Origin of the sequence: Streptomyces sp. NPDC018026 (assembly GCF_044327745.1) — a bacterium.
Taxonomy (GTDB): domain Bacteria; phylum Actinomycetota; class Actinomycetes; order Streptomycetales; family Streptomycetaceae; genus Streptomyces; species Streptomyces rubrogriseus.
In genome coordinates this window covers 1254767-1277142 of sequence record NZ_JBIRFY010000001.1, presented here as the reverse complement: position 1 = coordinate 1277142, position 22376 = coordinate 1254767, and the positions used below count along the sequence as shown (strand labels likewise).

Sequence of the window (22376 nt, the reverse complement as noted above, 5' to 3'; positions counted from 1 at the left end):
TATCGACCGCATGGCCTATCCTTCCTGCATGCACGATGAAGTTGAGGTGGGCGCCCGGGTGACCCTGGCCGAGGTGGCGAAAGAGGCGGGGGTCTCTCCTCCGACAGTTTCGAAGGTCCTCAACGGTCGTTCGGATGTCTCCAGCACCACCAGGGCCAGGGTGGAGCGGCTTCTCGAGGTGCACGGCTACCGCCGGCGCAACGCGAGCCCGCCGCGCTCGCCGCTGGTCGAACTGGTCTTCCACGAGCTGGACAGCGTCTGGGCGATGGAACTCGTCCGGGGCGTGGAGGACGTCGCCAAGGCCAACCGGACCGAGGTCGTGCTCACCCGCAGCGGCACCCGGCACGCACCCGCGCCGGACTGGATCGAAGGCGTGCTCCGGCGCAGGCCGCTGGGCGTCGTGCTGGTCTTCTCCTCGCTTCCCGCGGAGGTCAAGCAGCGGCTGCGGTCCTGGAACATCCCCTTCGTCATCGTCGACCCGGCCGGCGACCCCGACCCCGACGTTCCGTCCGTCGGCTCCGCCAACTGGGCCGGCGGGCTGGCGGCCACCCGCCACCTCACCGACCACGGACACGAACGCGTCGCGATCATCACCGGGTTCGAGGACATGCTGTGCTCACTGGCCCGGCTCGACGGCTACCGCTCGGCGATGACCATGGCGGGCCTGCCGATCGATCCGGCCCTGGTCCGGTACGGCGCGTACAGCGTGGAGAGCGGCTTCGAGCACGGCATGGACCTGCTCGCGGGTCCCGACCGGCCGACGGCGGTCTTCGCGGGCAGCGACCTCCAGGCGCTCGGGGTGCTGGAGGCGGCCCGCGTCAGGGGCCTGAGGGTCCCTCAGGACCTCTCGGTCGTCGGTTACGACGACGTGCCGCTGGCCCAGTGGTCGAGCCCGCCGCTGACCACCGTCCACCAGCCGCTGCGGCACATGGCCGAGGAGGCCACCCGCATGCTCTTCCGGCCGGACGAGCCCGGCCGGGCCGGCCGCCGCATCGAGCTGGCGACCCATCTCGTCGTACGGCAGAGCACGGCGCCACCGGGCGGGTCACCGGACGGGGCCGGGGCGGCGCCCGGCGGCGCGGACACCTGACGAGGAACTGCCGCGGCTCCTACCGGCCCGGCCCCGCGGGCACGTCGGCCAGGCCGGGCACGTCGGTCATGCGCTCGTCGTAGCCGGTGGCGGGGTCGACGACGCGGCCGGCGGCCCACCAGTTCTCCCTGGCCGTCTCGAAGGCCACCAGCATGACGTCCTCCTCGGGGACGTCCGCGTACAGCCGGAGGTTGGCGACGATCGCCCGGAACAGTTCCGCCTTCTGCTCCGCGCCGCGCCGGTTGAACGACAGCTGGATGAACAGGGTGCGCGGGGTGCGCCGCAGGCCGAACACGACCGGCTGCATGACGAAGTTGTCGTCCGCGACCTCGTGGAAGACGTGGAACTGGTCGTCCTGCGGAATTCTCAGCACGTCGACCATGGACTTGTGCAGGGCCTCGGAGACGAGGCGGCGGTACTGGGGCGTGGTTCCCTGGCGCAGGGAAACGGTGATCAGAGGCATGCCGTCGACGCTAGGAGCCCGGGAGGCATTCCGACAGCGAATGTTCGGCATGGTGGATATGCTGCCGCCTCATGGGCATGGGGGATGTGACGCTGGCCGGGCTGCGGGTGCTGCGCGAGGTGGCCGAGCGCGGCACCTTCACCGCGGCCGCGCACAGCCTCGGCTACACGCAGTCGGCGGTCTCCCGGCAGATGGCCGCGCTGGAACAGGCGGTGGGGGCCCGTCTGTTCGACCGCTTCCCCGGCGGTGTGCGGCCGACCGGCGCGGGCCGCGCCCTGCTGCGCCACGCCGTCGCCGCGCTGGACGCCCTGGACGCGGCCGACCGGGAACTGCGCGGAGTGCGGGACGCCACCGGCCGGGTCCGGCTGGGGTACTTTCCCGCCGCCGGCGCGGTGCTCGTGGCCGACGCCCTGGCGGCACTGCGCCGGGAAAGCCCCCGCCCGCGGGTGACGACGCGGGAGGGGAGCACTCCCGCACTGGTGCGCGCGCTGCGCAGCGGCACCCTCGACCTGGCCGTCCTGACCTCCCGGCCGCCGCACCGCTCGCCCGACACGGACGCCCCTCCCCTGCACGTCGAACCCCTGCTGGAAACGCGCCTGGCCGTGGCCGTCGCGGCCGACAGCCGCTTCGCCGAACACGGCACCGCGGACGTCGCGGACATCGCCGCGCAGCCCTGGATCGCCGGTCCCGGCAGCGCGGACGAGCCGCTGCTCGGCGTCTGGCCGGGGCTGCCCGGACGGCCCCGCATCGCGCACACCGCCCGCGACTGGCTGACCAAGCTCCACCTGGTCGCGGCCGGGGCGGGCATCACCACGGCCTCACCGGCGCTGCTGCCCGTGATTCCGCGCGGTGTCCGCTTCGTCGACGTCACGGGCGTCGCGGAGGAAGTACGACGCATCGACCTGGTGTCGCTGCCCGGCCGGCTCGCGGCTCCGGCCGGGGCACTGGTCGACGCCCTGCGACGGCGCGCCGCCGACCTGGCCGACTGACACCCGGCCGACCGGACGTCAGGCCTGCCCGCAAGGCCGTAATCTCCGCCAGTCCGGGGCCGAAGGCCGCATCGGCCTGTGTATCGGGCCGGTGTCTGGGAAGATCTCCGGAGTCGGGCGACCAGGGGGGACCGATGGAAGCGCTGCAGCCGGGGGATCCGGACCGCATAGGCACCTACCGGCTCGTGGGCCGGCTCGGCGCGGGCGGGATGGGGCAGGTGTTCCTCGGACGGTCGGCGGGCGGAAGACCCGTGGCCGTCAAGGTGATTCGCCCGGAGTACGGGGCCGACGCCGGGTTCCGGCGCAGCTTCGCCCGGGAGGTCGAGGCGGCCCGGCGGGTCGGCGGGTTCTTCACCGCACAGGTCGTCGACGCCGACCCGAACGCGGAACGCCCCTGGCTGGTCAGTGCCTTCGTCCCGGGGCCCTCGCTGCACACGGTGGTGAGCGAGCACGGCACCCTGCCGACCCGGGCACTGCGGGTACTGGCGGCCGGTCTGGCCGAGGGGCTCGACGCCGTTCACCGGTGCGGCCTCGTGCACCGCGACCTCAAGCCGGGCAACGTCGTCCTGGCGGCCGACGGGCCCCGCGTCATCGACTTCGGCATCGCGCGGGCGCTGGAGGCCACGTCGCACACCGTCAGCGGGGTCGTCCCGGGCACCCCGGCCTACATGTCGCCCGAACAGGCGCGGGGGGACCGCGGGGTCGGTCCCGAAAGCGACGTGTTCGCCCTCGGGTCGGTGCTGGCGTTCGCCGCCACCGGTCACGCCCCGTTCGGTGACGGGCATCCCGCGGCGATGATGTACCGGATCGTTCAGGAAGAACCGGACCTCACCCTCGTCGATCACGAACTGCGCGGTCTGGTCGCCGCCTGTCTGGCCAAGGACCCCGACGCCCGCCCCACTCCGGCCGGCATTCTCGACTCCCTCTCGGACGAGGCGGTCACCGACGACTGGCTGCCGGCCGCGATCACCCGCCTGATCAGCGAGTTCGGGGCCGCACACGGCGTCGGCACGGCGACGGCCGACGGCGGCGCGACGCCGGTCGCCGACCACGCGGACGACCACGTGGACGACCACGCGGACCCCGACGCGACGCCGGTCCGCGAGACGCTCGCCGGCGACACGAAGGCCTACGGAACCGGAACCGGGCCCGAGGCCGCGGCCCCCGCTCCGCCCCGACGCCGCGGACTGGCACGGCTGTTCCCCACCCGCCGCAAGGACGGCCGCGGCACACCGGAAGACGCGGGCCCGGGCGACCCCGGCGCACGGTCCCTCGCGCAGAGCTGGAACGGTCTGCCCTGGGGAGCGAGCGTCGCCGATTTCCGGGCGAGGTTCCCGGGCGCGGCCCAGCAGAACGGCGAGTGGTGGGTCACGGGACTGGGCCCCGAGACGTTCTGCGGGGTCGCCATGGACACGCAGTACGCGTTCAACAGCCGCGGCAGGCTGTGCCTGATCGCCTTCTATCCCGAGCCCGGGGACCGGGAACGCCTTCCCGTGGCGGTCCTCGAGGTGCTGGGCGCGCCGGACGGCACCTCGACCAGGTGGACCAGGGGCAAGGTCGTCGTGGACGTGAAGGTGGCGGGGGTCGTGGCCACCATGACGCACCAGGGGTTCGCCGACCGCTGAGGCCGGGGCACGCTCGGCACCGCGGGGTCAGGCGCCGTCGTGGCGCCAGACCATGCTCCGTCCGGCCTCCGCGGCGGTCTGCGGCTCGTCCGGTTCGATGCGCAGCAACCGGTACCCGATCCGGGGCGGAATCCCGGCGCTTCGGGTATTGGCCTGGTCGCAGTGGATCTCCATGGCCCTGACACCGGGGAGCCCCAGGCCCTCCTCGGTCAGCGCGGCCGCGGCCCGGGTGGCGAGTCCGCGGCCGGTGGCCGGGGAACAGACCCAGTAGCCGATCTCCAGGACGCCCGCCTCGCCGTTCGGGAACATCGCGCCCCCGCCGAGCACCTGGTCGAGACGGTCCGGCGGGGTCAGCACGTAGACGAAGGACCGCCCGGCGTCCCAGTCCGCGTCCTGCTCGGCACGGAACCGCTCGGTCTCCTCGCGGGTGGGCGGATGCCGGGCCCAGCGAAGCCACTCACCCAGATGCCCGACGTCGGCGGCGACCGCGTCGATGAACGCGTCGTCGGAGACCAGGGAGCGCCGTCGCAGCACTGACCCGTCCGGCAGTTCGATGTTCTCTCGCGGAAGCCCGGAAGACGATCCCTCTGTCATGTCTGCATCCTGGCCCACCCGACCGGCTGCTTGAAGACCCGGGCGGCCCTCAGGCGGACTGCCCGGGGGTCCGGCCGGCCCGTCGGGTGAAGCGTCGCAGGCCGCGCCGGGCGGGCTTGAGGGGCTTGTCCTCGGGGGCGACGGGCGCGGGGGCCGGGCCGCTGCCCGCGGGCAGGGCCGCCGCGGTGGGCCCGGACTGCGACGGTACGGAACCCCCTTGGGACAGCCGGGTCCGCACGGCCTGGGCCATGGCGTGGTGGGACGCTTCCTGGAGCAGGCCGGCCGCGGACAACCGCTCCCACATGTGCAGCAGTTCCTGCCCCCGGGTGGCCACCTGGCCCTCGTCCCACAGCCGTTGCCATGCCGCGGTGGCGCGGGCCACGTCGGGGGCGGCCCGGTTCAGGTCGGTGCGGCAGCGGATGCGGGCGACGGTCAGCGCGAGGACGGTGGAGAGCATGTGGTCGCCGCGCAGGTAGGCGAGGTAGGCCTCGATCGCCCGTGCCTCCAGGGAGAGTTCGTCCTCGGCACCGCGGCGCAGGGTCAGGTGTTCACGCAGTGCGCTGGCGAGGACGAACGCGGCGTGCAGCTCCTCGCGTTGGGCGTGCTGGATGATGCGCTCGACGCGGGCGAGCGGCGGGAACGCCTCCTCCTCCGCGGCGGTGCGCTCCCGCCCGGGCGGCAGGTCGTCCTCGTCGGCGATGGTCCGGCTGGAGCCGTCGGGGTGGACCCGCAGGCGCGCCACCTGTTGCACGGTGCGGTCGATGACGGTGGCCGCGACCGGGGCACCCAGGGTGCGGGCGAACATGGCGACGGCGTCGAGGATCGCCTCGTTGGGCGGTCGCATGCCGCCCATCTCCAGCAGGTGGCCGTTGACCACCGTCGACCCGTCCTCGGCCACGTAGGCGTCGAGGCGGATCAGCGGCGGGGCGGCCGGCGCGGGCAGGTTCCCCTCGTCACGAGGGGTCAGCGAGTGGGTCATCCGGTCAGGCTCCGGGTCGTACGACGCCGAGGACGGGCATGGAGGCGGCCGGCGCGGTGGTGATGTTGCGGCCGGGCCGCGGTGCGTGGACGATCTGTCCGCCTCCGATGTACATGCCCACGTGGGTGGCGTCGTTGTAGTAGATGATCAGGTCTCCGGGGCGGGCCGAGGACAGGCCGACGCGGGTCAGGCCGCCCCACTGTGCCTGCGAGGTGCGGGGAATGGGGTGCCCGGCCGCCGCCCAGGCCGCCGAGGTGAGTCCGGAGCAGTCGTACGAGGACGGGCCCACCGCACCCCACACGTACGGTTTGCCGATCTGTGCCATCGCGAAGCCCACGGCCTTCCCGGCCGCTCCGCTCACCTGCGTCCCGCCGCCCGGTGCTTGCCCCTTGCCCTTGCCCTTGGCCTTGCCCGCCGAGCCGCCGGAGGAGCCGCCGGACTCCGTCCACCTGGCCTCGGCCTCCCGGGTGCGCTGCTCTTCCAACGCGGCCAGCCTGCGGGTCTGTTCCTCCTCCAGTCCGGCCTCGATCCGCTCGGCGGAGGCGATCTTCTTCTCGATCTTCTGCTTCGCCGCGGCCTTGTCCGCACGGCTGCTCTTCAGCTCCCGCAGTTCCTTCGAGGCGGCCTCGGTCTGCTTGGTCAGCGCCTCGCGCGCGGTCTTCTGGGTCTCGGAGACGTTGACCAGGCCGCGCATGGCCTGGCGGGCCTGGGACGCCTCGTCGAGGGCCTGCTCCGGGTGGTCCCCGAGCAGCAACTGGATGCCGGTGGCGGCGAGATCGCCCCCGCGGTACTGGGTCCGGGCGGCCGCGCCGGCGAGGTCACGCAGGTCCTTCACCCGCTTCTCGGCCCGGGTGAGGTCCTTGCGGAGGGTCGTCAGCCGCTTCTCCTGCTTGGCCGCCTTCTCGTTCGCGGCGTTGTAGGCCTCGGTGGCCACCTCCGCCTCGCGGTAGAGGCCGTCCAGTTCGTCGCGGATGTCCTCGATCGACTGGTCGGCGCGCGGGCCGGGGTCGCCCGGGGCCGCGTAGCCGGGGCCGGGCAGCAGGACGATCGCGCAGACGAGGGCCGCCGTGGCACCCCGGCTCCGTATCCGTCTGCCGCCGGTCGACACGTTCATGAACTCCACTCTCAGAGGTCGCGTGCGGGCGGACCGGACGGACGGCTGCCGCCGCGGTCGCCACCGCGGGTCGCGCGGTGGGCCGTTCGGGCCTTGAACACACTACCTTCCCCCGAACGGCCCACCCCGGTCTCCCCACGTGTGTCGGCTTGCTCACACGCAACTGTTCACCGGGCGGTACTCAGTTGCGCCAGGTGTCGTTGAGAGTGGTCTTCGCGGTGTTCACCGTCGCGGTGCGGTTGGCGCCGCTCTCCCAGGTCACGTTGCCCGCCCCGTCCTTGCGGAGGTACTTGTACTCGAAGGCCGTGCCCGCGGGGAGTTCGACGTCCCGCTTCCACACCGGGTAGGCGGCCGGGTCGAGTTCGAGGGCGTCGGCCGGGTTCCAGTTGCCCAGTTCCGGCCGGTTGCCGGTCACGTAGATGTTCTGGCCCCAGCTGGTGGTGGCGTCGACCGCGAAGGACACGCCGGAGGACACCGGGTCGGGATCGCCGGGATCGCCGCCGCCGTCACAGGTGCGGGCGCCGACGTGCAGGGCCAGGGCCGTGTCGGCACCCAGGGTGGCGGTGAACCGGCCTGCCCCGTCGACCGTGACGCCGTTGCCCGTCTGGACGTCGCAGTAGTCCCCCGCGGGCAGCGACGTCTGGAACGTACGGGTCAGCGAGGTGCCCTCGTGGTTGATGGCGACGTACGCCTTGGATCCGCGCCCGAAGGCGATCTGGTCGCCGCCGTTGTCCCACCAGTCGGTCACCCCCTGGCCGCGTGCGGTGTTGCGGAGGCCGACCATGGAGGAGATCTCGCGCCAGGCGTGCTGGCACTTCCAGCCGTCGCTGTAGCAGGCGTTCACCTGACCGCCGTTCGGCGGGCCCGCGTCGTGGTCGGTGAACTCGTAGCCGGAGTGGACGTCGGGGCTGCCGTACGGCCAGGCCAGCATGAAGACGTGCGCCAGGGTGTAGGTGGCACCGTCCTTGTAGGTGAGGGTCTCGCCGTTGCGCTCGGTGTCGTGGTTGGTGACGAAGACGGCGGCCTTGTCCGAGGGCAGGTGGCCCCAGGCCTCGCCGAAGTTCTTCAGGTAGGCGAGGTTCTCGCCGTTGAAGACGCGCTTGAGGTCGCGTGCGTAACGGAACTCCTGTACGTCGCCGCTGCCGACGTACTCGGCCGGGGACACGGCCTCGCCCGCGCCGTAGATCGCCTCGTGCTTCCAGTAGACGTCCGGGTTGCTGAGCCGGGACTTGATGTCGGCCAGGTCGGCGGCGGCCATGTGCTTGGCCGCGTCGATGCGGAAGCCGTCGACGCCGAGGGACAGCAGGTCGTTGAGGTATCCGGCGATCTTCCCCCGTACGTAGTCCTCGCCGGTGTCCAGGTCCGCGAGGCCGACCAGTTCGCACTCCTGGACGTTGAAGCGGTCGCCGTAGTTGTTGATCTGGGAGGTGCAGTTGTCGAGGTCGTTCGACGAGTAGAGGCCGGGATAGTTGTACTTGGTGTACGACGAGCCGCCGGTGCCCGTGCCGTCACCGGCCGACATGTGGTTGACGACCGAGTCGGCGACGACCTTCACCCCGGCCGCGTGGCAGGTGTCGACCATGCTCTTGAACTGGGCGCGGTCACCGAGGCGGCCCGCGATCCGGTAGCTCACCGGCTGGTACGAGGTCCACCACTGTCCGCCCTGGATGTGCTCCTGGGGCGGTGAGACCTGGACGTAGCCGTACCCGGCCGGGCCGAGGCTGTCGGTGCACGCCTGGGCGACGGAGGTGAACTTCCACTCGAACATCACCGCGGTGACGTCCTTGTCTCCCGGCGGGGACGCCTGGGCCGGTGCCGTGGTGGCGAGGAGGCTGCCGGCCACGCCGGCGGTGAGGGCGAGCGCGGTGGCGGTGATTCTTCGCGCTGGGGTGGTGTTCCCGTGCATGGAGTCTCCCGTGTGAGGGTGCGGGTGTCTCGGGGGGCATGGTGCGGACGGGTGCCCGGGGAGTCGGCACCCGCTTGCAATGCGTTGCAGAAGAAGCCTGCAAGAGGTTGCGACCGTGACCGTACGGGCGAGGTTCGACGAAGGTCAACCCTTCCCGCACCGCGGAAAGTTGAAGCACGACCCCTTTACGAAGCCGCCGCGTACGGGTAGCTTCCGGCTGCCGTAAGAGCTTTCTGCAACTTTCCGTTCTCTCTTTCAGGGCTTGGGTCTTCGACCTCCTGCGGCCACGCCGCCCCGCCTCTCTGGAGACACGTATGAGACGCACGAGACGCAGCCGCACGCGGTTGCTCGGACGGCCGTCGGCCGCGGCCCTCGTCGCCGGTGCCGTCCTCGCGGTGGTGCCCCCCGCACCACCCGCGCCCTCCCCCGCGCCCGTCCCCGCCGCTGCCACGGCGGATCACACGGCGACCGTCTTCTACTACACGAAGACGAAGGACTGGGACCGGTACAACCTGCACTACGCACCCGACGGCGGCTCCTGGACCGAGGTTCCCGGCGTGGCCATGGAGGCCGCGTGCACGGACTGGGTGAAGCGGACGGTCCCCCTGGGCAGCGCCGAGGGGCTGCGGGCCACCTTCAACAACGGCTCGGGCACCTGGGACAACAACGGGGGCGCGAACTACGCCCTCGGCACCGGCGCCATCACGGTCAAGGACGGCGTGATCGCGCACTCCGACCCCTGCGCCGGGGCCCAGGATCCCGGCCCGACGCCGGGGGACGGCAACCTGGCCACCGTCTACTACTCCACCCGCACCCTCGGCTGGACCACCGCCAACATCCACTACCGGCCCGCGGGCGGCTCCTGGACCGCCGTCCCCGGCGTCGGCATGCGGGCCGCATGCGCGGGCTGGTGGAAGCAGGACGTCGACCTGGGCGCGGCCACCTCGATGACGGCCGCCTTCAACAACGGCAACGGAGTGTGGGACAACAACAAGGGCGCCGACTACACCCTGCCGGCCGGCGTCACCACCGTCGCCGACGGCACAGTCACCGCCGACGCCGACGACCCGTGCGCCGAGGGGGTGCCCGACACGGCGGCGCCGACCGTCCCCGCCGGGGTGAGCGCCCGGGCCGACGGCGTGTCCGTCGTGCTGACCTGGGAGCCGTCCACCGACGACACGGGGGTCGCCAAGTACCAGGTGACCCGCAGCGGCGGCACCGGGGGCGAGGTCGTGAGCGACGTCGGCTCCACCGTCTTCTCCGACACCGGCCTGGAGGAGCGGACCACCTACACCTACACCGTCAGGGCGACGGACGCCGCGGGCAACGTCTCCGCCGCCTCGGCCGCCGCGATCGCCACCACCGGCACGAAACCGCCGTCGCCCGCGACGGGCAAGCCGCTGGCCACCGATCCCCGCAAGGACCCGATCTACTTCGTCCTCACCGCCCGCTTCAACGACGGCGACAGCTCCAACAACCGCGGCGGCAGCCAGCACGAGAGGTCCGGCAACGCGGCGAACGACGACCCCATGTTCCGGGGCGACTTCAAGGGCCTGGTGAACAAGCTCGACTACATCAAGGGCCTCGGCTTCTCCGCCGTGTGGATCACGCCCGTGGTCCTCAACCGCTCGGACTACGACTACCACGGCTACCACGGCTACGACTTCTACGAGGTCGACCCGCGCCTGGAGTCCGCCGGTGCCTCCTACCAGGACCTCATCGACGCCGCCCACGCCAAGGGCATGAAGATCTACCAGGACGTCGTCTACAACCACTCCTCGCGCTGGGGCGCCAAGGGCCTGTTCACCCCGACCGTCTACGGGGTGCGCGACTCCCAGTGGAGCTGGTACTACGACGAGGAGCAGCCCGGCTTCGAGTACGACGGCCTGACCGTCGAACCCAAGAGCGGCAAGTCGTACTACAACGGCGACCTGTGGTCCACCGCCGAGCCGACCGGCAACACCTGCGTGAACTGGGGCACACCCACCGGCGCCAAGAGCCCCGAGGGCTACACCATCCACAACTGCCAGTGGCCCAGCCCGACGTCCGGCATGTTCCCGGGGGCGCTCTACCACAACTGCTGGATCGGCAACTGGGAGGGTGAGGACTCCCGTTCCTGCTGGCTGCACGAGGACCTCGCCGACTTCAACACCGAGAACCCGCAGGTGCAGAACTACCTCATCGGCGCCTACGACAAGTACATCGACATGGGCGTCGACGGATTCCGCGTCGACACGGCCGTGCACATCCCGCGCACCACCTGGAACCGGCGCTTCCTGCCGGCGATCCAGGAGCGCGTCGCCCAGCAGCACGGCGCCGAGGCCGCGAAGAACTTCTTCGTCTTCGGCGAGGTCGCCGCCTTCGTCAACGACAAGTGGAACCGCGGCTCGGTGAACCACTCGGCGCAGTTCTACACGTGGAAGGAGCGCAGGGAGTACAGCGCCGACGACGCGAAGGCGGCCCTGGAGATGTACGAGTACGAACAGCAGCAGGGCACGGGCAACCAGCCCACGTCCACGAACGCCTTCCTGGACGGCAACAGCTACCACGCCCCGGACCACAGCCGGTTCTCCGGCATGAACGTCATCGACATGCGGATGCACATGAACTTCGGTGACGCGAGCAACGCCTTCCACAACGGCAAGGACTCCGACGACAGCTACAACGACGCCACGTACAACGTCGTCTACGTCGACAGCCACGACTACGGCCCGAACAAGAGCAGCGAGCGCTACACGGGCGGCACCGACGCCTGGGCCGAGAACATGTCCCTGATGTGGACCTTCCGCGGCATCCCCACCCTCTACTACGGCTCGGAGATCGAGTTCCAGAAGGGCAAGAAGATCGACTGCGGCCCCACCTGCCCCCTCGCCACGACGGGCCGCGCCTACTACGGCGACCATCTCGCCGGTGACGTGACGGCCTCCGACTTCTCCCGGGTCGACTCGGCCACCGGCGCCGTCGCCACGACACTGGCACAGCCCCTGGTCAAGCACGTACAGCGGCTCAACCGGATCCGCCGGGCCGTCCCCGCCCTCCAGATGGGCCAGTACTCCACGGAAGGCATCACCGGCGACATGGCCTTCAAACGGCGCTACACCGACGGCGGCACGGACAGCTTCGCCCTCGTCACCGTCTCGGGCGGCGCCACCTACGGCGGCATCCCCAACGGCACGTACCGGGACGCGGTCACCGGAGACACCCGCTCCGTCACCGACGGCCGGCTCACCGTCGCCGCACCCGGCAAGGGCAATCTGCGGGTGTACGTCCTGAACGGTCCCGGGAAGATCGGAGCGGACGGCCCGTACCTGAAGTAGGCGGCCGGAACTCGCACCGCCCCTCCCTCGTCCTGACTGGTGAAACCGCCGGTGAGGACGAGGGAACGGGTGCGATGACGGACTGGACGGCCTGGACGCGCGGGCGTGGACGGCTGCTCGCCGGGGTGGCGGTGTGCACCGCTCTCCTGCTCTCGTTCCACCGTTCGGTGCCGAACGGCGTGGGCGGGCTGGGGAGTCTGCTGGAGTCCTTCCTGCCGTGGCTCGGCGTGGTCGTGGTGGTGCTGCTCGTCCTGGCACTGGTGCGCCGCTCGGCGCTCGCCCTGGTGGCGCTGCTGCTGCCGGTGGCCGCCTGGACGCACCTTTTCGGCGGGCTGCTCCTGCCCGCGCCGGAGCCGGGCGCCGACGACCTGGTGGTGGTGCAGCACAACGTCAGCGACGAGAACACCGACCCCGAGGGGACGGCGCGTGCTCTGGTCCGTGCCGAGCCCGACCTCGTCGCGCTCGAGGAACTGGTGCCGCCGGCGCTGGAGGTCTACGCGAGGACGCTGGCCCCCGACTATCCGTACCGGACGGTCCGGGGCACCGTCGGGCTCTGGTCGAAGTACCCGCTCTCCGGTTCGCGTCCCCTCGACATCAAGCCGCGGGGCATCGACGAGGAGTGGGAGCGCGGGCTGCGGACCGTGGCGCACACGCCGCGCGGCGAAGTCGCCCTCTATGTCGCGCACCTGCCGTCGGTCCGGGTGGGCGCGGGCGGCCTCGCGTCGTCCTGGCGGGACGAGAGCGCCGGTCTGCTGGGGGACGCCCTCGCCGCCGAGGGGCTGCGCAGGGTGGTACTGCTGGGCGACCTCAACGGCACGGTCGACGACCGGGCGCTGGATCCGTTGACGACCCGGCTGAACACGGCCGGGCGGGGCCTCGCCTTCAGCTTTCCCGCGGGTCTGCCGCTGGCCCGGATCGACCAGGTGATGGCCCGCGCCGGGACCGTCGGCGCCCTGCGCACCCTGCCCGCCACCGGCAGCGATCACCTTCCCGTCGTCGCCCACGTCTCCTGGGACTGAAGCAAGCCGCTTGCGGTGTTTGCGTTAGCCTTGCGTGTGTGACGCGACGACTTGCTCAGGTGGCGAAGAAGGTTGGGGTCAGCGAGGCCACGGTCAGCCGGGTGCTCAACGGCAAACCGGGGGTGTCCGAGACGACCCGGCAGTCCGTACTGAGCGCGCTGGACGTCCTGGGCTACGAGCGGCCCACCCAGCTGCGGGGCGAGCGCGCCCGCCTGGTCGGCCTGGTCCTGCCCGAGCTGCAGAACCCGATCTTCCCCGCGTTCGCCGAGGTCATCGGCGGCGCCCTCGCCCAGCAGGGGCTGACCCCGGTGCTGTGCACCCAGACCAAGGGCGGCGTCTCCGAGGCCGACTACGTCGAGCTGCTGCTGCAACAGCAGGTCTCCGGGGTGGTGTTCGCGGGCGGTCTGTTCGCGCAGGCGGACGCCCCGCACGACCACTACCGGCTGCTCGCCGAGCGCAACATCCCCGTGGTGCTCATCAACGCGTCGATCGAGAACCTCGACTTTCCGTGCATCGCCTGCGACGACGCCGTCGCCGTCGAGCAGTCCTGGCGGCACCTGGCGTCGCTGGGTCATGAGCGCATCGGCCTGGTGCTGGGTCCCTCCGACCACATCCCCTCCCGCCGGAAGCTGGCCGCCGCCCGTGAGGCGGCCCGGGCCGCCGGCGGGGAACTGCCCGAGGAGTTCGTCGAGCGGGCCATGTTCTCCCTGGAAGGCGGTCAGGCCGCCGCCACCCGCCTCCTGGACCGCGGCGTCACCGGCATCATCTGCGCCAGCGACCCCCTCGCCCTCGGCGCCGTCCGCGCCGCCCGCCGCCGCGGACACCACGTACCCCACGACGTCTCCGTCGTCGGCTACGACGACTCCGCCTTCATGACCTGCACCGAACCACCCCTCACCACCGTCCGCCAACCCATCGAAGCCATGGGACGCGCCGCCGTCGACCTCCTCTGCGCACAGATCCAAGGCACCGAAGTCCCCCACGGCGAGCTGCTCTTCGAACCGGAACTCGTGGTCCGCGGCTCCACCGCCCAGCCGGCCGCCCGCTGACGGCTCCCCGTTCTCCTTCTTGACCGCAAGTTCCTTGCGGGAACTGGCAGTGGCTTGCGGCTACCCGACGTAGCTCGTGAAAGCCGCTGATCCGAGGCATGCCCCGACGCCTCTGCGGCCCTCACCGACACCACCGGGCGCTGCCGCACGGCCACTTCAGGCTGCTCATCCTGTAGACGACTCAACATTTCTCTGCAACTCTGCGAGCGCTCCGCGTAAATGTCAGAGAACATTGAGTGTCTACCTGATGTGGGGACAGATGAGAAACCGGAACTGGAGATCGCGGGCCCTGTGCACCGTGGTCGCGACCAGTCTCCTGGCGCTGGGAGGACCGCTGCTGTCGGCCACGGCAGCCGGTGGCCCCAACATCGCCGTGGGGGACGCCACCGCGGCGAGCAGCTCGCTCGGTGAGTACGGCGCCGCCAACATCACCGACGGCAACCAGGGCACGTACTGGCAGAGCGGCGGCGGCAGCCTGCCCCAGTGGGTCCAGACCGACCTCGGTGCCACCGAGCGGATCGACGAGGTCGTCCTGAGACTGCCCGCCGGCTGGGAGAGCCGTGACCAGACGCTCTCCGTCCAGGGCAGCGCCGACGGCACAAGCTTCAGCACGCTCAAGACGTCCGCCACCTACGCCTTCGACCCGGGGTCGGGCAACACGGTCACCATCGCCTTCCCCGCCGCTCAGACCCGGTTCGTGCGGGTGAACATCACGGCGAACACCGGGTGGCAGGCGGCCCAGCTCTCCGAGCTGGAGGTGCACGCGGCCGGGGAGTCGTCCGTGAACCTGGCCGCCGGCCGACGGCTGACGGCGAGCAGTTCCACGGGCGCGTACACCCCGGGCAACGGCAACGACGGCAACAGGGCCACCTACTGGGAGAGCGCCAACAACGCCCTGCCGCAGTGGCTCCAGGCCGACCTCGGGTCCTCGCGCCGGGTGAACCGCGTAGTCCTGCGGCTGCCGGACGGCTGGCCGGACCGCAGCCAGACCCTGAAGATCCAGGCCAGTGAGAACGGTTCGGACTTCACCGACCTGACGGCGGACAAGGCGTACACCTTCGACGCGGCGGGCGGTCAGTCGGCCACGATCGGCTTCGACGCGGCCACCGCGCGCTACGTGCGGGTCCTGGTGAGCGCCAACACCGGTCAGCCCGCCGCCCAGGTGTCCGAGCTGGAGGTCTACGGTCCGGAGACGGGCGACACCCAGGCCCCGACCACCCCCGCGAACCTGGCGTTCACCGAGCCGGCCACCGGGCAGATCAGGCTGACCTGGAACGAGTCCTCGGACGACACCGCCGTCACGGGGTACGACATCTACGCCAACGGCGACCTGCTGACCTCCGTCGCCGGTGACGTCACCACGTACACCGACACCAGGCCGGCCGGCACGACGGTCACCTACTACGTGCGCGCCAAGGACGCGGCCGGCAACCAGTCGGGCGACAGCAACTCGGTCACCCGTCGCGCCGACACCGGCGACACGCAGGCACCCACCGCGCCCTCGAACCTCGCCCTCACCGAACCGGCCGCCGGGCAGGTCAAGCTGACGTGGACCGCCTCCACCGACGACAAGGGCGTCACCGGGTACGACGTCTACGCCAACAACCAGCTCCGCAAGAGCGTCGCCGGTGACGTCACCACCTACACCGACACACAGCCGGCCTCGGCGAACGTGACCTACTTCGTGCGGGCGAAGGACGCGGCGGGCAACGAGTCGGGCGACAGCAACTCCGTGATCCGGGGCGGAACCAAGGACGGCTCGAACCTGGCCGTCGGCAAGCCGATCGGCGCCTCGTCCCACATCCACACCTACGTCGCCGAGAACGCCAACGACAACAGCACCTCGACCTACTGGGAGGGGGCGGCGGGCAGCTACCCGAACACGCTGACCCTGAAGCTGGGCGCGAACGCGGACGTCGACAGCGTCGTCCTCAAGCTCAATCCCGACGCCGGCTGGTCCAGGCGCACCCAGAACATCCAGGTGCTCGGCCGCGCGCAGGACGCGTCCGGCTTCACCTCGCTGGTGGCCGCGAAGGACTACGTCTTCGACCCGGCGAGCGGCGGCAACAGCGTGTCCATACCCGTCGGTGAGCGGGCCGCCGACGTCCAGCTGAAGTTCACCGCCAACAGCGGGGCGACGGCCGGGCAGGTCGCCGAGTTCCAGGTGATCGGCACCCCGGCACCCAACCCGGACCTCGAGGTGACCGGGCTGACCACGTCGCCCGACTCCCCCGTCGAGTCGGACGAGATCACCGTGTCCGCCACCGTCCGCAACAGCGGCGCCGCGGACGCGCCGGCCGGCAAGGTCGCCCTGCGGCTGGGCGACACCAAGGTCGCCACCGCCGACGTCCCCGCCCTGAAGGCGGGTGCGCAGAGCACGGTCAGCGCGTCGCTCGGGGCCCGCGAGGCCGGTTCGTACGAACTGAGCGCGGTCGCCGACGAGGCGAACGAGATCATCGAGCAGAACGAGACCAACAACACCTACACCCGGCCCGACCCGCTGGTCGTCAAGCCGGTGCAGAGCTCCGACCTGGTCGCCGCCGCCGTCACCACCTCGCCGTCCAGTCCGGCCGCCGGTGACGACGTGACCTTCAAGGTCGCCCTGAAGAACCAGGGCACCCAGGACTCGGCGGACGGCAGCCACGCGGTGACGCTCGCCCTGCTCGACGCCAAGGGCGACACGGTCAAGACCCTGACCGGCGCGCACTCCGGCGTCATCGCCGCGGGCAAGACCGCCCCCGCCGTGAACCTCGGCACCTGGAAGGCGGCCAACGGCTCGTACTCCCTCAAGGTCACGGTCGCCGACGACGCCAACGAACTGCCGGTCAAGCGGGAGAACAACACCTCCACGCAGCCGCTGTTCGTGGGGCGCGGCGCGAACATGCCCTACGACATGTACGAGGCGGAGGACGGCACGGTCGGCGGCGGTGCCACCGTGGTCGGGCCCAACCGCACCATCGGCGACATCGCGGGCGAGGCGTCCGGCCGCAGGGCCGTCCACCTCGACAAGACCGGCGAGTACGTCGAGTTCACCACCAAGGCGGACACCAACACCCTGGTGACCCGCTTCTCCATCCCGGACGCGCCGGGCGGCGGCGGCATCGACGCCACGCTGAACGTGTACGTCGACGGCGTCATGAGGAAGGCGCTGCCGCTGACGTCGAAGTACGCCTGGCTGTACGGCGCCGAGGCGTCGCCGGGCAACTCCCCCGGTGCGGGCGCCCCGCGGCACATCTACGACGAGGCGCACATCATGCTGGGCGAGACCGTCCCGGCGGGCAGCACGATCCGGCTGCAGAAGGACGCGGCGAACACGTCCGACTACGCGATCGACTTCGTCAACCTGGAGCAGGTCTCGGCGGTGCCGAACCCCGACCCGGCGGCGTACGCGGTACCGGCCGGGTTCACGCACCAGGACGTGCAGAACGCGCTCGACAAGGTCCGCATGGACACCTCCGGCAAGCTGGTCGGTGTGTACCTGCCGGCCGGCGACTACCAGACGTCGAGCAAGTTCCAGGTGTACGGCAAGGCGGTGAAGGTGGTCGGCGCCGGTCCCTGGTTCACGAGGTTCCACGCGCCGACGACGCAGGACAACACCGACATCGGGTTCCGTGCCGAGGCGAGTTCGAAGGGCTCGACGTTCGCGAACTTCGCCTACTTCGGCAACTACACGACCCGCATCGACGGGCCGGGCAAGGTGTTCGACTTCTCCAACACCTCGGACATCGTGATCGACAACATCTGGAACGAGCACATGGTGTGCCTGTACTGGGGCGCCAACACCGACCGGATGACGATCAAGAACTCCCGGATCCGGAACATGTTCGCCGACGGCATCAACATGACCAACGGCTCGACCGACAACCTGGTGTCCAACAACGACGCCCGGGCGACCGGTGACGACAGCTTCGCGCTCTTCTCGGCGATCGACGCGGGCGGCGCGGACATGAAGAACAACCTGTACGAGAACCTCACGACGACGCTGACCTGGCGTGCGGCGGGTCTGGCCGTCTACGGCGGCTACGACAACACCTTCCGGAACATCCACATCGCGGACACCCTGGTCTACTCGGGCATCACCATCAGCTCGCTGGACTTCGGCTACCCGATGAACGGGTTCGGCACCGATCCGACCACTTTCGAGAACGTCTCGATCGTCCGGGCCGGCGGGCACTTCTGGGGCGGGCAGACCTTCCCGGGCATCTGGGTGTTCTCGGCGTCCAAGGTGTTCCAGGGGATCAGGGTCGACAACGTCGACATCGTCGACCCGACCTACAGCGGCATCATGTTCCAGACGAACTACGTGGGAGGCCAGCCGCAGTACCCGATCAAGGACACGGTCTTCACCGACGTCTCCGTCACGGGCGCCCACAAGAGCGGCGACGAGTTCGACGCCAAGTCCGGTTTCGGCCTGTGGGCCAACGAGATGCCCGAGGCCGGGCAGGGGCCCGCGGTCGGTGAGGTCACCTTCAACGGGCTGAAGCTCAGCGACAACGCCGTGGACATCCGCAACACGACGTCCACCTTCAAGATCATTCGCAATCCGTAGTCTCGTAGGGCACTGACTGGCGCAAGTCTCTTGCGGAGACTTGCGCTAGTCTTGCGTTTGTGACGCGACGACTTGCTCAGGTGGCGAAAAAGGTTGGGGTCAGCGAGGCCACGGTCAGCCGGGTGCTCAACGGCAAGCCGGGGGTCTCGGCGGCGACCCGGCAGTCCGTGCTCAGCGCGCTGGACGTGCTCGGTTACGAGCGGCCCACCCAGCTGCGGGGCGAGCGCGCCCGCCTGGTCGGCCTGGTCCTGCCCGAGCTGCAGAACCCCATCTTCCCCGCGTTCGCCGAGGTCATCGGCGGCGCCCTCGCCCAGCAGGGGCTGACCCCGGTGCTGTGCACCCAGACCAAGGGCGGCGTCTCCGAGGCCGACTACGTCGAGCTGCTGCTCCAACAGCAGGTCTCCGGGGTCGTCTTCGCCGGCGGCGGCCTGTTCGCGCAGGCGGACGCCCCGCACGACCACTACCGGCTGCTCGCCGAGCGCAACATCCCCGTGGTGCTCGTCAACGCCTCCATCCCCGACCTCGGCTTTCCCTGCGTCGCCTGCGACGACGCCGTGGCCGTAGGGCAGTCCTGGCGGCACCTGACGTCACTGGGGCACGAGCGGATCGGTCTCGTCCTCGGCCCCTCCGACCACATCCCGTCCCGGCGGAAGCTGACGGCCGCCCGCGAGGCCGCACAGGCCTCCAACGGCACCCTGCCCGACGTCCACGTGGAACGGGCCATGTTCTCCCTGGAAGGCGGTCAGGCCGCCGCCACCCGCCTCCTGGACCGCGGCGTCACCGGCATCATCTGCGCCAGCGACCCCCTCGCCCTCGGCGCCGTCCGCGCCGCCCGCCGCCGCGGACACCACGTACCCCACGACGTCTCCGTCGTCGGCTACGACGACTCCGCCTTCATGACCTGCACCGAACCACCCCTCACCACCGTCCGCCAACCCATCGAAGCCATGGGACGCGCCGCCGTCGACCTCCTCTGCGCACAGATCCAAGGCACCGAAGTCCCCCACAGGGAGCTGCTCTTCGAACCGGAACTGGTCGTCCGCGGCTCCACCGCCCAGGTTTCCACCCGGTAGCGGGAACCCGGCATCTTCAACGCCCTGTCAAACATTTACGAAATCAGCGCGAGATATTGCGTTCACTTGTTCACGGTGGTTGAGTGAGCGGCGCCCCACAACGCATCGGCGGTGGGGCGCCTTCCACGTTCATGCCCGAAGGGGACCACCCATGAGAAGTGCTCGGTTCCGCCGTACTCGCCGTGCCGGCGCCATCACGCTCGTCTCCGCCCTCACCCTGACCGCTCTCGCCGCCTGCGGCACGAGCAGCAGTGACGACGGCGGCGGTTCCGAAGGCGGCAGCGGGTCCTCCGACCCGGCCGCTCCGCTGGACCCGAAGACCAAGGTGACGATCACCATCGACTGCATGCCGCCGAAGGCGAAGGCGGCCGAGCTGAAGGAATGGCAGGAGGACGTCAAGGAGTTCAACAAGACCTACCCCAACGTCACCATCGAGGGGCGCTCCACCCCGGGCCAGTGTCTGGAGCCGCCGCGCTTCACCGCGATGCTCAAGGCCAAGTCCCAGCCCGACGTCTTCTACACGTACTTCACCGACCTGCCCCAGGTGCTGGACAACGACGGCGCCGAGGACATCACGGCCTACGTCAACGACAAGACCGTCCCGGCCCTGGGGGACATCGACCCGAACGTCCTCGGCTCGCTCAAGCACGAGAACAAGCTCTACGGCCTGCCCACGAGCAACTACACCATGGGCCTGCTGATCAACCGCAAGCTCTTCGAGAAGGCCGGACTCGACCCGGACACCCCGCCGCGCACCTGGGACGAGGTCCGCACCGCCGCCAAGAAGATCGCAGACCTGGGCGTCGGCATCGCCGGCTTCGGCGAGTACAGCGCGGGCAACACCGGCGGCTGGCACTTCACCGCCCAGATGTACAGCCGCGGCGCCGACGTCGTGGACGAGAGCGGCAAGAAGGCGACCTTCAACAACGAGGTGGGCAAGGAGGTCGCCGAGAACCTCCACGCCATGCGCTGGGAGGACGAGAGCATGGGCAAGACCCAGCTGCTCAAGTGGGGCGACCTGCAGAAGCAGATCGCCACCGACAAGCTCGGCATGTTCCTGGCCGCGCCCGACGACATCACCTACATGGTGCAGCAACTCGGCGCCGACTACGAGAACTTCGGCATGGGCCCGATCCCGGGCGCGAAGAACACCCTGGCCGGCGGCAACAACTACATGATCAAGAAGGGCATCTCCCCCGACAAGATCAAGGCCGGCGTCGCCTGGCTGAACTTCCAGAACCTCACCGTCGGCGAGGGGCAGTTCAACTGGGCCCGCAAGAAGACCGACAAGCTGCCAGTGGGCCTCCCGCAGCCCAACTTCTGGCTGAACGAGTCGAAGAAGAAGGACGACGCGGCCCGCCTCGAACACGCCACCATGCCGGTGGAGAACTTCAAGGCGTTCATGGACAACCCGGTCCCGGGCATGGCCGAGCCGCCGAAGGCCCAGGAGGTCTACAAGGTCCTGGACAACGTGATGTCCGGCCTCCTCACCAACGAGGACGCCGACATCGACAAGCTGCTCTCCACCGCGGAGCAGCAGGTCAACCAGGTTCTGGCCACGCAGTGACCGGCTCCCTCGGGGGGCGGGCCGCACCGCCCCCCGGGGCCCATGAGACCAGCCCCAAGGAGCGACGATGTCGGCCCCCAGCCTGACCCCGAGCAAGGCGGCCAGAGCCCGCCACGCCCAGCCGCCGGTGGACGGCCCGCCCCGGCGCGGCGGGGCGTTCGGCAGGAGCCTGAAGCGCAACCTCACCGCGCACGGCTTCCTGATCGGAGCGGTTCTCTGCTTCGCGTTCTTCTCCTGGTACCCGATGGTCCGGGAGTTCTTCCTCGCCTTCCAGAAGACGGACCAGGGCGAGGTCTCCTGGGTCGGTCTGGAGAACCTGGAGACGGTCTTCAACGACCCGGCCTTCTGGCAGGCGTGGCGCAACACCGCGCTGTTCACCGTGCTGGCCCTGGTACTCGGCTTCGCGGTGCCGTTCGTCGTCGCGATCGTCATCAACGAACTGAGGCACGGCAAGGGCTACCTCCGGCTGCTCGTCTACCTGCCGGTGATGCTGCCCCCGGTCGCCTCGGTGCTGCTGTTCAAGTACCTGTACGACCCCGGCTACGGCCTGCTCAACGAGGTGTTCGGGTTCTTCGGACTGCCCGAGCAGCAGTGGCTGCAGGACCCCGACCTCTCCATGCTCTCGGTGGTCATCGCGTCGACGTGGATGAACATGGGCGGCGCCGCCCTCATCTACCTGGCCGCGCTCCAGGGCATCCCGGGCGAGCTGTACGAGGCGGCTGAGCTGGACGGAGCCGGGCTGCTGCGCAAGATCTGGCACGTCACCATTCCGCAGACGCGGCTCATCCTGTCGCTGATGCTGCTGATGCAGATCATCGCCACGATGCAGGTCTTCGTGGAGCCCTTCCTGCTCACCGGCGGCGCCGGCCCCGAGGGTTCGACGACCACGGTCGTCTACCTCATCTACCAGTACGCCTTCAACTTCAACAACTACGGTGCCGCGGCGGCCCTCGGCCTGCTGCTCCTCGTACTGCTGGCCGGCTTCTCGGCGGCGTACGTGAAGCTCAGCCGCGCCGAGGACGAGTAGGGCCGGGGGAATCCA

At 70.4% G+C, this 22376-nt stretch carries 15 protein-coding genes; 10 read left to right on the top strand and 5 right to left on the bottom strand.

The features are described 5' to 3' along the window. Positions 1-28: 28 nt before the first annotated feature. Entirely contained in the window at positions 29-1090 is a 1062-nt protein-coding gene (locus tag ACH4D3_RS05270; protein ID WP_398316468.1) for a LacI family DNA-binding transcriptional regulator, read from the top strand. A gap of 19 nt (positions 1091-1109) precedes the next feature. Here the strand turns inward: ACH4D3_RS05270 and ACH4D3_RS05265 are convergent, their stop codons facing one another. Beyond that, positions 1110-1553, bottom strand: a complete 444-nt coding sequence (locus tag ACH4D3_RS05265) for a tautomerase family protein (RefSeq protein ID WP_398316467.1) — start codon at positions 1551-1553, stop codon at positions 1110-1112. A gap of 71 nt (positions 1554-1624) precedes the next feature. Here ACH4D3_RS05265 and ACH4D3_RS05260 point away from each other — a divergent pair, with 71 nt between their 5' ends. Further along, positions 1625-2542, top strand: coding sequence for a LysR family transcriptional regulator (locus ACH4D3_RS05260; RefSeq protein ID WP_398316465.1), 918 nt, complete (start codon positions 1625-1627; stop codon positions 2540-2542). Positions 2543-2676: 134 nt separating this feature from the next. After that, positions 2677-4167 (top strand): serine/threonine-protein kinase, encoded by a 1491-nt coding sequence (locus ACH4D3_RS05255; protein WP_398316463.1) that lies wholly within the window; start codon positions 2677-2679, stop codon positions 4165-4167. A gap of 27 nt (positions 4168-4194) precedes the next feature. Here ACH4D3_RS05255 and ACH4D3_RS05250 read toward each other — a convergent pair whose 3' ends face one another. From ACH4D3_RS05250 to ACH4D3_RS05235, 4 genes are all read right to left on the bottom strand, one after another. Then, positions 4195-4761, bottom strand: coding sequence for a GNAT family N-acetyltransferase (locus ACH4D3_RS05250; protein ID WP_398316461.1), 567 nt, complete (start codon positions 4759-4761; stop codon positions 4195-4197). 49 nt (positions 4762-4810) lie between these two features. After that, on the bottom strand, positions 4811-5740 hold the full coding sequence (locus tag ACH4D3_RS05245; RefSeq protein WP_398316459.1) for a hypothetical protein: 930 nt from the start codon (positions 5738-5740) through the stop codon (positions 4811-4813). Positions 5741-5744: 4 nt separating this feature from the next. After that, positions 5745-6854 (bottom strand): NlpC/P60 family protein, encoded by a 1110-nt coding sequence (locus tag ACH4D3_RS05240; protein WP_398316457.1) that lies wholly within the window; start codon positions 6852-6854, stop codon positions 5745-5747. A 181-nt stretch (positions 6855-7035) separates the two neighbouring features. Then, positions 7036-8760 carry a carbohydrate-binding module family 20 domain-containing protein gene (locus tag ACH4D3_RS05235; protein ID WP_398316455.1) on the bottom strand — a complete coding sequence of 575 codons (1725 nt, stop codon included), beginning with the start codon at positions 8758-8760 and terminating at the stop codon, positions 7036-7038. Positions 8761-9074: 314 nt separating this feature from the next. Between ACH4D3_RS05235 and ACH4D3_RS05230 the strand changes: the two genes are divergently transcribed. The 7 genes from ACH4D3_RS05230 to ACH4D3_RS05200 all read left to right on the top strand — a co-directional run bounded on the left by ACH4D3_RS05230 (position 9075) and on the right by ACH4D3_RS05200 (position 22361). Beyond that, positions 9075-12077: a carbohydrate binding domain-containing protein gene (locus tag ACH4D3_RS05230; RefSeq protein ID WP_398316453.1), complete on the top strand. Its 3003-nt coding sequence runs from the start codon at positions 9075-9077 to the stop codon at positions 12075-12077. Between the two features lie 74 nt (positions 12078-12151). After that, positions 12152-13096 (top strand): endonuclease/exonuclease/phosphatase family protein, encoded by a 945-nt coding sequence (locus ACH4D3_RS05225; RefSeq protein WP_398316452.1) that lies wholly within the window; start codon positions 12152-12154, stop codon positions 13094-13096. 38 nt (positions 13097-13134) lie between these two features. Beyond that, the gene (locus ACH4D3_RS05220) at positions 13135-14145 is read left to right on the top strand and encodes a LacI family DNA-binding transcriptional regulator (protein ID WP_398316450.1); all 1011 of its coding nucleotides are present in this window, start codon (positions 13135-13137) and stop codon (positions 14143-14145) included. Positions 14146-14404: 259 nt separating this feature from the next. Next, positions 14405-18694: a discoidin domain-containing protein gene (locus ACH4D3_RS05215; RefSeq protein WP_398316448.1), complete on the top strand. Its 4290-nt coding sequence runs from the start codon at positions 14405-14407 to the stop codon at positions 18692-18694. A 59-nt stretch (positions 18695-18753) separates the two neighbouring features. After that, entirely contained in the window at positions 18754-19767 is a 1014-nt protein-coding gene (locus tag ACH4D3_RS05210) for a LacI family DNA-binding transcriptional regulator (RefSeq protein WP_398316446.1), read from the top strand. A 151-nt stretch (positions 19768-19918) separates the two neighbouring features. Then, on the top strand, positions 19919-21334 hold the full coding sequence (locus ACH4D3_RS05205; protein WP_398316444.1) for an extracellular solute-binding protein: 1416 nt from the start codon (positions 19919-19921) through the stop codon (positions 21332-21334). A 67-nt stretch (positions 21335-21401) separates the two neighbouring features. Beyond that, positions 21402-22361, top strand: a complete 960-nt coding sequence (locus ACH4D3_RS05200; protein WP_398316442.1) for a carbohydrate ABC transporter permease — start codon at positions 21402-21404, stop codon at positions 22359-22361. Positions 22362-22376: the final 15 nt, after the last annotated feature.